Consider the following 13,270-nt stretch of genomic DNA (forward strand, 5'->3'; position numbering starts at 1 on the left):
GCCATGTGGATTCTTTTGATGCAGCGGATGCTGGCTTGGTCATTTCGCACTCCGGTTGATTAAACTGGAATGGATTGTGTCGCAATTAGATTCGGTTGAAAATAACGCCGCTCAGGAACCGGTTACGGATATTCGGTGAAACTATCACCAAAAGTATTAGTACGATCTGCCTAAAAAAATAGGGGTGCTACAACTTTCGAATTCTTGGACTGTCTGCGTCACAGTTATTTCGGAAGTGAACAATCAATGACACAAACTTTGATGTAGTATCTTTTATCTAATGGAACTAATGAAGTAAGCCACTGCTCAAGTTCCGACGATGACCGAGGTTTCTTGCCTTGAGGCGAGGGTAGGATATTATTTTGGCCGAACCAAAATACCAGATATATTCCATGCCCGTCGGTACCTGGATCCCGCACGTATTTCGCGATTAATTGTGTATCAATTGCCTTCCAAAGATCACGATGATAGTCTTTTTTAATTTCTATTGGAATATTAAACTCACTTACGCCGCGGTACGAGATCTTCAGATCTGCTCTCATGTCATCCGCATAGTTCCCTTCCTTCGCTACTTCAACGTGAAGTTTACGGAAATACGGGCTCAATAGCGAATATAAAATATCGCGGCAATCATTTTCAGGTTTTGGAAGATGTAATGTTTTGTTTTCGGAGTCATAGCTCCAATATTGTCGGTATTCATTGGCGTTCCCATTCCTAATTTTATTTTTCAAATCAGTTAGATGATCGAATACCAGTGCGGCCAAATCACTAGCACTGGTTGGCTCTAAATTGGCTAAAGTCATGCTAACTTCCGCGCTACTTAAATGATGAAATGTTGTTTTGCGACGCGCAATTCTAATTTGATGCAAAGCCGAACGGATAGGGTTATGCCAATTGACCAAGTCAGGTAATGTTAATAGGCGTTCAAATTCCGACACCACATTTTCATCAGCACGATCACTTAAATATTTAAGGAGGGAATATACCAAATTAGATGTTTCCATTTTAGGGCTCACCCAATACACACCGGTTTGCCGCTCAGATTGGCATTGGGGACCTAGCGTTTCTATCAAAAAGATCAATGTCGAATCCGGTAAGTTTCCTATTTTTGATTGTTCGTCTTCGCCGCGAGGTTGTAAAAATTCAGCGAAATAATTTTGACGAACTTGATTTTTACCGAGATATTGATGAAGCTTTGTTTGGAATTTTTGCGGATTTAATAGTAGTCCGCATGTCATCCAAAATATTTTTTGCGTACTGTCTAGGCTCTTTAGTAACACTCTCTTTTCAACAAGCGGTAGAAATTCGCATGGAGGAAGATGTCGTAGTGCAGCTTTCAGCAAGAGGGAAAGAGAATGAGTGATTTGATTTTTATTAGAGCGCAGTGGATAGTTTTCCAGTAACAGTGGTGTGCATAATTGCGCGACTTCAGCATAAAAATCATTGAATGTTAATGAATAGAGCGTACTGATATGTTCTTTCTTTGCCTGCAATCGTTGCAATGTGTAGATAGTTAAAATTTCAGAAACAAGAGAAGGGCGCTCCTTCATTAAATACAGAAACCAACTTGGCTCATTTTCAAGATGATCTGCGAAACGAAATGCAATGACAGAAGAGAGAATTGAATTTTCTAAGTTCAATATATTTTCAGGGTTTTCGGCTGTCAATTGTTCAATGCCAATTAGAGATGGCCAGCAAAGAAAATGCATCTGCCCAGTCAATTCCAAATCAAAAATAACAGAGGCGCTTGGCAAATCGGCGCGATACAAAATTTTATGAAAGCCGCTAAATGCCGCAGAAACCAGCTCAGGATCATTACCTAAAAAATTAGTGATCCTATCCAACGGCGTCTCGCCAGTAACATCAATTAAGTGTCCTTTGAATGCGCAAGCTAAATCATAAAAAATATTGGGCGCAGCACTTCCATCACGGATTTCATTGACATGTTCACGAACAAATTTCAACCACGCTACTTTATTTTCATTTTGTATTTTTTCACGCTCAGTTCTTCTTTGACGGGCTTCGATGTTAAATTTATGTTGTGAATGTTCTAGCGATATCATTAAATAGGCCTTGAACCAAGGCTGAAATCGAGAATTATTTTCTACCCAATCTGAGAGGAATTCAAAATCATCGCTTCCCATATAGCTCTGATTATTTTTTTCTCGTAGTCTCCCAAAAGCCAAGTCGAAATAGATTTGGGCTTTATGATCATTTCGTTCCTCGCGAGCTTTGGATAAATACCAATCTTCTATATTTCCTGGTGGAGCGGCTCCATAAAGACGAGCCAAACACGAATAACCACATAAAACTATATTGTCTTGACTCGAACTTTGTTGGACGCCAATTTCAATAATTGCTTTGTAAAGGTTAGGATGGCCTTCTAGCCATAATTTTATCTGTAGAGCATCGTCTCTTTCGAGCTCTGAAATAAAATCATTTAGCCCAATCCCTAGCCAGTCATAGAGTTGTTCATGTGAAGTCACATTGCCAATTTCTGATAGGGCACGGACTAACAACTGGCCGATCATTCGATTCAGCTGTTGAGCGTGCAAAATCGGATTTAATTCATTTTTTCTTTTAGAAACTTGATCCAATAAGGTTGGTAAATAATCGGTTGGCGTGCTATTCGGAAGCTGATGAATCCAAAACGTGAAGTACTCATTAATCGAATTTTCCCATGCTTGGATTCGTAAGAAGTCAAAAATTCGTGCAGGCGAAATTATTTGGGGATAGAAATTAGTCAAGATATGACCAAGGAGGCTGTGATCTTTATCTTCAATGACACCAGTCCTGACATCCTCAGCGATCGAAATTAACAATGGATTATCGGGCTTTGTCAATTTTAATAGCGCTTGCAAAGCATTTTGGCGATAGTCAGATCTAAAAGTGTGGTCGCGTATTATTGATGTGATTGACGATGTTAAATTCGGCAATGCGTCGCCATAACGAACGGCATCTAGTACACAATTCACCAAGGTTTGATCAGCGTCTTTTCTTGATTTTGATTCAAGAATATTTTTAAATACTGGTTCCATTTCTTTGGTGCATAGCGCTCCAAATGGCTTGGTGGACCAGTCTTCTGATCTGAACCATGGGAAACGTAATGCTTCAATGTGCATTGCAGTCAATATGCGATGTTTCTCCGCAATAGAGAAGCCTTTTACATCGCCATACAATACGACACCAAGTGGATCACAATCGATAAATAGATCTCGTTCATGTAGACAATGCACCGATAGCCAAGCAGACAGTCCGCGTAAATCGGTAACCACACCTCCATCGCCGCCAGTTAGTAACGCAAAGACCCGACCAATGGGCAGGTGATCTTCTTTGATGATTTTTGCAATATAACGGGCGCCCAAGTACTCTGACATGCTGCGATGGATGGGTTTAAAGCAGTTTTCTCTCTCGCTATGAAATAGGTTTGTCTTTTGAACGAGAGACAGTGGCAGCTGTCTCGGATTGTTCACTGCATGTAGTTCAACATACTCACTGGTAGAGGGAGTACCGTTGTTTTTGGCATAGCCTGAAATTCCGGATAAAAGTTGGACTGCACACAATAAGCCTGCTGCATCTAACAAAAGATCAACAGAAAATGATGCCGTCGAATTGGCCAGGTAGTGTTCAGAATTGAATTCTCTTACCAATTGCCTCGACGCCAAGTCGTAAAGCGCTGTTCGACTTGTCGGCCACTTGGTCTCCCCCACAATCTGTGTCAGCAAATTGAGCGTTTGTGGATTGCGTAATAGTTCATTAAGACCGTTGTGCTGTGCCTTTTCAATAAATAGCTCAGGATTGGAAATCGCTGAACTATTTTGCAAGACGGCTAATACGTCCTGATTGGTGAGAGGGTTAAGATGTAAAATTTTGATTTTTTCATCTGGGGAAACACTGACTAAGGCGCTGGCGTCACTCGCGCCGAGCCAGTCAGCCTCTCTGCAAGACAATCGGAATTGTGGCCGTCCTAATTTCGCTAGCTTTACCCGAATCTGATCTAATGGAGTCCTACCATCAGTACTCCCAGACCGCATTTCATCGAGCCCATCGATGAAAAAAATTGAATCATGCTTTTCTATATCATGATCAAAAAGAATAAAGTCGCGCGCGACGATATATGTACCATTAGATTCATGGGCTTCTTTTTTGAAGGTTTCGGTTTTTCCTGCACCTGGATCGCCCAATAATACATACGCGGACGCATTGCGATATGCGGTGAGCGAATTAATGGCACGTTGCTTAGATTCAGAATCGATTTCGATACAAGTTCGATCGACAAGGAACCGCTTATGTGGATTTTCCAAGCCAGTGCTCCGCTGGGTAAGATAAAAATTCGGATAATGGGATGCCATGATCTCCTACGACTATTTTTTGGCATGGACCGAAATGGTTTTCAAATAAATCAAGCCCCGGTGTATGGCCTGAATTCACTCCACTTTTTACTTCGATCGCGGTTAATTTACGTCCGCGTTCGATTACAAAATCAACTTCATGCGGACTTCCTCGCCAATAATACAGAGAACAATTAGGCGCTATTTGGGCACCCACCAAAATACACATATTCATTTAATTCAACATTAAATGCGTCATACATTTCGAGAAATGACCAATGGATGACGGAAATCAATTCACAACGTACAGTCAGGCTTTCAGTCATACCCTTTTGTATCAGCAAAGGCTACGAACCCAATAGGACGGCATGCAAATTTAATTTTTCTGCTTTATCTGCAGTCCACAAACTTTTTCGACCTCCGACCATTTAGGGATTTTTTTTGAATTTCATCTAGTACAAGAATATAGGGCGTTCTTGATTCGCGGGTCTTTTTCGCGCACGCTGCCATTGCCGCACCAACCATGCATCATCCCGAATACTGACGTCCTGCTTGTAATATTCTTCAGTACCTGTTAGGCTTAATCGAAGGTGTTCGTCGTCTGGTCGGTCAACGGAATCAAACCTGTATTGGTTACGGCTAAAGTTAGTTAGCGCGTCACGTACTGGAGTTGTTTTGCCTAATTGACGAGGCCCCGCAACTACGGAACGCTTACGTAAACGAAATATACTAGCCAGCACACGCAATATCTTCACAGCCCAGCGACGTACTGTCGCGTGATTAACGACAACGCCGCGTTCTCCCATCATTTATCGATACGAAGAAAACTCAATGGGTATGCCACGCACCAGCGTACACAAAGTATCATGAGTTCCAACGGACAATGCAGTCGTTTAAGAACCTTTCGGAGGGTGCTTTTGATGAGGCTTTTACGAAAATCGTCCACATCAAACTTTACCAGATACGCTTATTGCGACACAACCAAAACCTTAGCGTACAATTTTTTCCGTTTCCCCTGTTCTCCCCATTATGCGCGTAACGGAGCAGTCTACATTATGTAGTGATGTCCACTATTAATTGGCCAACCGGAGGACCAGCTGGCTTGATCTGGATTACAATGTCGTAGCCAAGAGCTTTGAATTTCCGTAATGCACGGATACCGAGCATCGTTTTATAAATTACCTTTCAATTCGAATTCAATCGTATCCACGTGCTCACGCGATACGCCATTCTCATGCATCAAGGCGACATTTCTAACAAGTCCTGTCGCGTTTAATCCGCCGATATAGTTGGACAATGCTTCGAATTGACGCGCTTCGCCATGAACAACGAAGCTGGCGTTCGCATAATCCGGATGAAATTCGAGAACCGTGACATCCTTCGTTTGCACCTGTTCGATCGCTAACAAAGAATCTGCCCATTTGCGTTTTAATAGTCCGTCTATTTCCGCCGCGCGGTGTTCAATGGCATTTTCTCGCACACTTGGCGCAACCGACACCGCAGGACCGGTGCTAATTCTTACCATTGGCGTTGTCCATTGATGTAACGCTCGGGCTATTTTGTTGGGACCCAATAAAATGGCAATACCTATGGATATAAGCAATATACAAAACGCGACCAAGGAAAACAGCCACTGCAATGGATGATAAGGACGAATAAGCTGCGTGAAATTCATAGCCAATCTCTAAAACGTAGCGGGCGTAGTTTATGGATGCGAATGTTAGGACTATCAACCAGGATTCGACGAACGATATCCGGATCAATACCCATCACTGCGATCTGCTGCAAATTAAGTTCAGTCAATGCTACATTCGTTTGAACGCGCGAAAGTAGACGACGCAACGCATCCTCGTTGTTATTGCCGCGAACCGCTTCGATCGCATGGCTGTGCAGCTTTCCGTGCCGATAGAGCAGGGCGCTGATTCGCGCGCCACTGTTAAGCAAGCGCAATTGGGATGTGCGCGATATGCCCAATTGACCATAGTGCGCTAATGCAGAAACAGGTAGCACGCGCGTAAGTTGAACGCCATTTTTTGCGGCAATGTTCTGTAAAGTCTCAAGGAGTTCTTGGGGTAATGCATACCCTAATGTATTGGCCTCGTTCGTGCGCCATTCGGCTTGCACAACCCATCCATCACGTACAGACTGGTTATGCAATTCAAAGCGCTCAATAGCGAATTGTCGTAGTTCATCGTCTTGCATCAAACTAGGGATCCAAGGCAATAGTTCAAACCGCGCAACTTCATCTGGAACAATAATCGTCAGGCGCGCAGGTCGGCTCAGTGCTTTTTTCTGTATCGGACGGTCATCAAGAAGTTGCTCCACCGCTGCCGTGAGCCGATCCTGACTGTTTAGACTAACATCCGTTTTCACGGACCAGTTAGCCGTAGTCCTTCCAAACCAACTCTGCTTGCCATATCCCTTGTCGGCGACGGCCAGTTGAATCGATGGTTTCAATAAATTAAGCCACAAAGGTAACACGATTGACCTCCTGCAATGTGGTGTGGCCATCGCGCACCAGTTCTAATGCGACATCCCGTAAAAACCGGGTTCCTTCTAGCCGTGCTTGCTCTTTTAATGTACGAATCGACGCACGACCAATAATAAGTTCACGAATATCGTCCGATAGTTTTAACACTTCCGCAATCGCACGCCGACCTTTAAATCCGGTGTCCATGCGCGAATATCGTGCTAATTTGATCGAATATTCGCTAATCTTAACTGTGTAACAAGTGCATTTTCGCGAATAATCATTGAGCGAAGATCTTTTTTGCTGCCTTGCAGCATTGCAATTTCTTCGGCAAAACGGAGTTCTGGCCAGCACACTTGCACGTAATTTAACGGCCAAATTTGTGCGCGTTCCGACAATAACTCAACAACACATTTTAGCGAAAATGCCCAAAGCGAGCTCATCCAAAAGGAACGTTTTTCAGTTAATTTTTAAATAGCCTTGAGCGTACCATCAGGCGAAGACTTCGATCAATGGAACTGCGAGATGGCATCAAAACACCATCGATTCTGCACCGGCGTGCCACCTCATCGCAGACATCAACAACGCGCAACTTTTTCGATCTCCTTGCTAGACGTTCAATGACCTGGTCAACAATGGATTTCTGGACTGCCGACAAGCGTGTAGAACCAATAGGAAATCCTGGAGACCGACCAACCACTGCGGAAGCAAGCTCTTGTTCCAACAAGCGACGGCGATATCGAGACACTGTTGTCCAGTGAATTTGAAGTTTTTTTGCGATTTCTTGCGCCTGAATTTTGCCAAGCTCTTGCTCGAGTGTCGGTCGAACTAGCGCATCAATCAACGCAATCCGATCCCATTTTTTAGGGTCGATATCACTAAGCGATTCCTGTGTCGAAGAGATAACTTTGGAGTGATTTATTTTGCGCTGCACCATGTGAAAATTCCGTAGAATTCATTAGCAGGGTATTAGATCATTATTTGGATATTAGCAGAATATTCGCGCAAACTGATCATCGTATGTTGCAACAATACTACTCTTAATTTGAAGGACACAAATCGAGGAAACCGTTATGCAGCAAGGCTTTCAGGAGAAAATGGCGTTAGCAAATATTCGATCATTATTAGCACGATATTCGAGCATGGACAGCCTCAATCTGGTGACGGCAAGGCTTTCGAGAGAAAATGGCGTTAGCAAATATTCGATCAAATTAGCACGATATTCGCGCATGGACATCAACATCGTCATGGCGTACCCAAAAGTCCGCCGGTCGCCGGCTTCCATCCGTCAATTCCAGCTCGACAGGTCGCTCGCAAAATGTTTCAACCGCAGGATCTGCTTCCAGACAAATCCACTGACCGTACGCTTCTTCCCCAAAACATTGCAGCCGACGACCTAATTTTGGGCTAAATGCTTCGATGACCCTTTTACCACGCGGCCTGGATGCTATCATTGCGGTAAGGAATCGTAAATTGCTCATGATTTCAGCAACTTACATCAACTTTCACTCAATCAAAGCTGCGAAGTGATACATTTTCCTCGCGATGCTGTGAATTGACACTTTTGCCTCGCGCTACGATGGCCGCATGATTCTACTTTTAACCCCGATGTGTTCCGGGGGGATTACCGCATAACGAAGCGGATTAAAAAGCCTTCCAGCTATTTCAATCTGATCGTGTGCCGCGAGAGTCTAGGTTTAGCAAAGTAATCAGTCCAGGAAATCGTCCGCACCCCGTGGATCAGTTTTAAATGCAAATTAACATGATGGGTAGCGGAAGCAGCGATAGAGTATGAATTTTTCATCTCGTCACCTTACAATCTTTGCTAGCCTCTGTAAGTTGACAATATCTTAACGGCCTGTTTTTCTTAGAATACTAACGCATTGATTGCTGGCCCGTGGAGAAGTGTGTAGTCCAAGAAATTTTAATAGAGTATATAAGTTGTGTTCATGGCTGGTCACTCTTTTTCACGCCACCAACGTCATATCTTTGCTCGTAGCTGCACGAATTTCATGGGCTTGTCCATCACTCAATTCAACAACCCGTCCCGCCGCTGCAATCGTTTCAGGGCGGTGCGCAACCATGATCCTAGTGAGATTTAATTGGCTCAATGCCACGTTGACTTTCAGTTCGTTCTGAATATCGAGATGGCTTGTTGCCTCATCTAAGGCCAAGATTTTCGGTTGCTTGTACAACGCTCTAGCAAGAAGGACTCGTTGCTTTTGTCCACCGGATAAACTACTTCCCATATCGCCGACCAACGTTTGAAATCCCATCGGCATGGCGGAAATCTCATCAAAGATGGCGGCTTGTTTGGCGCATTGTTCCACACGTGCCGAATCCATTTGCGCATCAAAGAAACTAATGTTGTCTTGAATCGAACCTGCCAATAACACATCGTCCTGCATCACCGTACCAACCAACTGGCGATAGGCTTGCAGGCCAAGGCGAGAAATAGGAATTTGGTCAATAAAGACCTCGCCTTCGGTTGGTTTTAATAGCCCTAAAATGATTTTGCAGAGCGTCGTCTTACCACAGCCCGATGGACCAACTAAGGCAATGCTTTGGCCTTCAGGGATTGTTAGGTTAATGTCGTTCAACACCCAAGGCTCGCCCTCGGCATAACGAAATTTGAGATTTTTTAAGGTAATGGTAGCGCTTAGGCGGCTGGTGTCTGTTTCGATCGGGACTTGTGCCTCGACTGGTTCCATCACGATGTCAGACAGGCGCTCTGTGTGTAAGCCCAGCATTTTTAGGGATACAACCATATCAATCAAACTGAAAATGCGTCCTGAGAACGTCCCTGCATAGCTAGAGAATGCCATCAACATACCAACAGTCAGAGCATTTTGCATGACTAATCCAGCGCCGACATAAAATAAACATAGTCCTTGAATTCCGAATAATGTCGTATTACTTACCCGAAAAATAATCGATAACTTTTGCGTCTTGATGTCCCGATTCATCACATCAAGCTTCAAATTCTGCCAACGTGAGCGACGTTCCGCTTCACGACCAAAAAGTTTTAGTGGAGAAATAGCTCGCAACGTTTCTAAAAAATGGCTATTTTCTTTGGCAGAAAGAATGAGACGCTCTTGTGATGCTTCACGGAAGGGGTGATAAAACACCCAACGCAGGATCCCGTAAATAGCAACTGATGCCAGTACAATTGCCGACAATTTAGGACTGTAAATCAGCATCATGCAAAGCGCCAACAGTGCCATGAGACCGTCTAAGGCGCTCTCAACAAACAGACTAGTTAGCGTTGACTGAATAGACCCGATACTACCGAAGCGAGAGACGATGTCGCCGAGGTGACGCTTTTCAAAAAAAGATACAGGCAATTGAACCAAGTGAGCAAACAAGCGGTTCGTCCATTGATAACCAATGTCCATGCTCCAGCGCATGAGGAACCAGCTACGAGCCAAACTAATGACCGTCTGGGTCAACATCAAGAGCGCAAAGCCAGCGACCAAAATAGACAGTAACTCTTTGTCGCCCGACACGATGACTTCGTCAATCACGAATTGGTTGAAAAGAGGTGAGCAAATCGCAAAGAGTTCTAACGCAACTGCCAAGACCATCACTTGGAGTAGTGCACGGCGCAAGCCAAACACTTTACCCGTTAAGTCATGCAGTGCTATTTTTTTCGTGTCTTGTTTTTGCAGAAAAGCGGGATTAGGCGATAGCTCTAAAGCGACGCCCGTAAAATGCTTGGATACTTCGGCCATCGCCAGTTTCCGCTCACCCACAGCGGGATCGAGAATGACGATGTATTTTTTACTGACTTTTTTAAGAACTACAAAGTGATTTAAATTCCAATGCAGTATGCACGGCAACGCCAACTGGCTTAAATCTTCCAACTCTAGGCGTAGAGGTCGAGCAGACAATTCTAACCGTGTTGCGTGACGCATGATTTGCGCCAAGGTCGCACCTTTCAAACTGATCGAAAACTGGCGTCGCAAATCTGCTAGGTCACTGTGATATCCGTAGTGATTAGCGATCATAGCTAGGCACGCTAGGCCGCATTCACTAGACTCAGTTTGGAGGATGGTTTTCATATCTTCAGCCTAGAATTATTGGATGGATTTAATAAATTTTAGACTCTATTTTTTGTCAGAGAAATAACAACAGAGCATGAGAATCACACCACCAGAAATAACTGATTTCGCCATTTGCATATGGGACATTTCCGATATGAAGATCGAAGAATAAATACAATAAATTATTGACCCGAGTGCTCCCCAGAAAAAGTTAGCGATATGTTTTTTCATATATATTTAATTTTTCCCATCGAACTAACCATTGAAGCTTTACTCTTGCGTTACGCTATAACCAAGTTTTTGCAATTCATAAATTACACCTTTTTGTCCAGCCAAATGGCCTGCCCCAATTGCAAAAAATGGCATTTTTTCACTTTCAACAGATTGCATTATCTTTAATGCCATTTTTTTGTTTCTCGGCGTCAAATCGTATTTTTCGAAAAACCACGCAATAGGTAAGTCATTGGTAAAAAATTTAAGCATATTTTCATACATTTGATCTGCATCACCTTGCAGCATATTTTTTCGCATCTGAAGAATATATGAATTAAATTTACGATTACAGTCTTTATCTTTAACGAAACGAACATGGGCCTCGACATATTCATTCCATTCCTCTTTTGATAATTTGTTTACCCATGAATAATTATCTTCCACACTTTCAAGAGCAGCAACTTGATGCCCTAATTTTTTCGCTTGGTCATGTAATTTTTTTTCAATCGGATCACCATCAAATGAAACCAAAGCACAAGGACCCATTACATCAATCATTGCTAAAAAAGGGTTGAGTGCATAAATTGATTTTTTATCCTCTCTGGAATAATTTTGCGCTGTAATTACAGAATCAAGATCCGATTTTGTCTTAGACGTTAAAAGAGTATCGATCGAATGATTTATAGACATTTTCAAAAATTCTTCTTGTAATTCTGCCTTTGTTTTTTCATCGAAAATATTCAACTCAAGATACAATTTACTTGATTTTTCAAGGGAATTAACAACAACATCTGGATAAACTAAGTCACCCAAAGGAGTATGAATTACCCCGAGTAAATAACCCTTCGCATGATTATTTTTAGTGATTTTATAAAACCACCAAGTTTTGTTAGCTGTTACTAGATTGTTTGTCGAAGCATTACCATCGCTTGCAAAGAACGAAAGTGAAAAAACAAAGAGATAAATCCACAGATATTTAATTTTCATTTGATGGATGGTGAGCAGTTTTTGTAAGGACAGAACAAATTCAAAAATATATTTTTTACAAAGGGCAAGCTGCAACCACTTTATAGAAATTAATCTTTCTACATTACCTAGATTAAACAAATAAATCGATACGGGTGTCATAACTTAATTACTCACTTCCATAAATTTATATGAGAATAGCCACCGGAATGTTCCGGAAATAAAATTATATGGTCTTATAGAAGTGAGTTTTTACACATGAATCTTTGTATTGCAAATTATGGAACAGAGGTCACGATGTGCGGTGAGTAAAATTTACTTCCATTATCAAATACATAGTTTAGCGTCGATGTTGTGAGGCTCCCAGCGGCGTTTCCTACAACTGCACAAGCAGTTTTGGCGATAGGACCGGCCGCTGATGGTAATTTCGAGTTGCAATATTGCGTAGTTCCTGCTTGGGCAACAACCCCCGCTGCTGAAGCTATTGCAGCGGTAGCTTTTGCGTCTGATACGTCTTGAGCCGTAGCGACAGTTTCATAAGTTTGAACATCGCCGCCTGAGTTTTCCCCGCCATTATAGAAAAAAGACAGATCAACTGAATCAATTTCCTCACCACCAGAAACCATATCCAACAACGCTTCATTTGTAATAACATGTATAGCCATAATAAGACTCCAAAGTAAGTTGTCCATTCCACATAGAATGGGTATTGCTCCGCAGGGTGAGGTAGAAGCTCACCCTGCGGACTTTTTCGTGACGTGAGATTTTCATCAGCATCAACGAAACCTGTTAGGGCAAATTACTGCCCACTGTCCTTCGCCAGTTTTTGTTAAGCGGTGAGATCGTTTGGGTAAACAGATAAACCAACCACTATCACGTTCAACAACAAAATTCACCGCTCTCAGGCCTAAATTACACCGGAATTTATACACTCTACCTCTGCGATACAGCCAACACGGGCTCTAAAATCCATTCCCATATCTGGCGGTGATCTTGCAATACGTCCGCCTCGAGCGTCATCCCCGACTTTAACTGCTGTAGCTGACCATATGCCTCAATCGCCTGTTTTTCAATTTTCACCTTGATGCGATATAGGCCTTCATTTGAACTAACCCCACTCCCCCATCTGTCAGACTACTTGTCGTGTAACTTTTTAAATTGAACCGATCTCATTGAAGTCTGTTTGTTTGTGTTTTTCGCATTATCTATCCAGCTTTTTCCGGCGTAGGCAGTCGGGGTTTTATGGG

Annotated in this window: 10 protein-coding genes and 1 pseudogene; 1 reads left to right on the forward strand and 10 read right to left on the reverse strand. The window is 42.9% G+C overall.

Annotated elements, in window-relative coordinates; all coding sequences use genetic code 11:
• Nucleotides 1-224: 224 nt before the first annotated feature.
• From E2I14_RS18680 to E2I14_RS18705, 7 genes and pseudogenes are all read right to left on the reverse strand, one after another.
• On the reverse strand, nt 225-4,352 hold the full coding sequence (locus E2I14_RS18680) for an NACHT domain-containing protein (protein WP_165967900.1): 4,128 nt from the start codon (nt 4,350-4,352) through the stop codon (nt 225-227).
• Entirely contained in the window at nt 4,288-4,566 is a 279-nt protein-coding gene (locus E2I14_RS20015; protein WP_133331390.1) for a DUF4143 domain-containing protein, read from the reverse strand. Before E2I14_RS20015 ends, E2I14_RS18680 begins: the two co-directional genes overlap by 65 nt.
• A gap of 466 nt (nt 4,567-5,032) precedes the next feature.
• Nucleotides 5,033-5,277, reverse strand: a pseudogene (locus tag E2I14_RS19785) (IS6 family transposase); the annotation flags it as partial.
• A 225-nt stretch (nt 5,278-5,502) separates the two neighbouring features.
• Entirely contained in the window at nt 5,503-6,006 is a 504-nt protein-coding gene (locus tag E2I14_RS18690) for a hypothetical protein (protein ID WP_133331392.1), read from the reverse strand.
• Nucleotides 6,003-6,812 carry a hypothetical protein gene (locus E2I14_RS18695; protein WP_133331394.1) on the reverse strand — a complete coding sequence of 270 codons (810 nt, stop codon included), beginning with the start codon at nt 6,810-6,812 and terminating at the stop codon, nt 6,003-6,005. The genes E2I14_RS18690 and E2I14_RS18695 overlap by 4 nt, the downstream gene beginning before the upstream one ends.
• Nucleotides 6,793-7,008 (reverse strand): ATPase, T2SS/T4P/T4SS family, encoded by a 216-nt coding sequence (locus E2I14_RS18700; RefSeq protein WP_133331396.1) that lies wholly within the window; start codon nt 7,006-7,008, stop codon nt 6,793-6,795. Before E2I14_RS18700 ends, E2I14_RS18695 begins: the two co-directional genes overlap by 20 nt.
• 256 nt (nt 7,009-7,264) lie before the next feature.
• The gene (locus E2I14_RS18705; protein ID WP_133331398.1) at nt 7,265-7,738 is read right to left on the reverse strand and encodes a hypothetical protein; all 474 of its coding nucleotides are present in this window, start codon (nt 7,736-7,738) and stop codon (nt 7,265-7,267) included.
• Between the two features lie 136 nt (nt 7,739-7,874).
• Here E2I14_RS18705 and E2I14_RS18710 point away from each other — a divergent pair, with 136 nt between their 5' ends.
• The gene (locus E2I14_RS18710) at nt 7,875-8,201 is read left to right on the forward strand and encodes a hypothetical protein (RefSeq protein WP_133331400.1); all 327 of its coding nucleotides are present in this window, start codon (nt 7,875-7,877) and stop codon (nt 8,199-8,201) included.
• Between the two features lie 567 nt (nt 8,202-8,768).
• Here the strand turns inward: E2I14_RS18710 and E2I14_RS18715 are convergent.
• The 3 genes from E2I14_RS18715 to E2I14_RS18725 all read right to left on the reverse strand — a co-directional run bounded on the left by E2I14_RS18715 (nt 8,769) and on the right by E2I14_RS18725 (nt 12,688).
• On the reverse strand, nt 8,769-10,862 hold the full coding sequence (locus tag E2I14_RS18715) for a peptidase domain-containing ABC transporter (RefSeq protein WP_133331402.1): 2,094 nt from the start codon (nt 10,860-10,862) through the stop codon (nt 8,769-8,771).
• Nucleotides 10,863-11,114: 252 nt separating this feature from the next.
• Nucleotides 11,115-12,185 (reverse strand): TraB/GumN family protein, encoded by a 1,071-nt coding sequence (locus E2I14_RS18720; protein WP_133331404.1) that lies wholly within the window; start codon nt 12,183-12,185, stop codon nt 11,115-11,117.
• 116 nt (nt 12,186-12,301) lie between these two features.
• Entirely contained in the window at nt 12,302-12,688 is a 387-nt protein-coding gene (locus E2I14_RS18725) for a hypothetical protein (protein WP_133331406.1), read from the reverse strand.
• Nucleotides 12,689-13,270: the final 582 nt, after the last annotated feature.

It is taken from the genome of Sapientia aquatica (assembly GCF_004358105.1).
In the GTDB taxonomy this organism is placed as follows: Bacteria; Pseudomonadota; Gammaproteobacteria; order Burkholderiales; family Burkholderiaceae_D; genus Solimicrobium; species Solimicrobium aquaticum.

Excerpts from the sequence above, each read along its gene's own strand:
- E2I14_RS18680 (WP_165967900.1), bottom strand. The coding sequence starts at position 4,352 with ATGGCATCCCATTATCCGAATTTTTATCTTACCCAGCGGAGCACTGGC.
- E2I14_RS20015 (WP_133331390.1), bottom strand. The coding sequence starts at position 4,566 with ATGAATATGTGTATTTTGGTGGGTGCCCAAATAGCGCCTAATTGTTCT.
- E2I14_RS18690 (WP_133331392.1), bottom strand. The coding sequence starts at position 6,006 with ATGAATTTCACGCAGCTTATTCGTCCTTATCATCCATTGCAGTGGCTG.
- E2I14_RS18700 (WP_133331396.1), bottom strand. The coding sequence starts at position 7,008 with ATGGACACCGGATTTAAAGGTCGGCGTGCGATTGCGGAAGTGTTAAAA.
- E2I14_RS18705 (WP_133331398.1), bottom strand. The coding sequence starts at position 7,738 with ATGGTGCAGCGCAAAATAAATCACTCCAAAGTTATCTCTTCGACACAG.
- E2I14_RS18710 (WP_133331400.1), top strand. The coding sequence starts at position 7,875 with ATGCAGCAAGGCTTTCAGGAGAAAATGGCGTTAGCAAATATTCGATCA.
- E2I14_RS18715 (WP_133331402.1), bottom strand. The coding sequence starts at position 10,862 with ATGAAAACCATCCTCCAAACTGAGTCTAGTGAATGCGGCCTAGCGTGC.
- E2I14_RS18720 (WP_133331404.1), bottom strand. The coding sequence starts at position 12,185 with ATGACACCCGTATCGATTTATTTGTTTAATCTAGGTAATGTAGAAAGA.
- E2I14_RS18725 (WP_133331406.1), bottom strand. The coding sequence starts at position 12,688 with ATGGCTATACATGTTATTACAAATGAAGCGTTGTTGGATATGGTTTCT.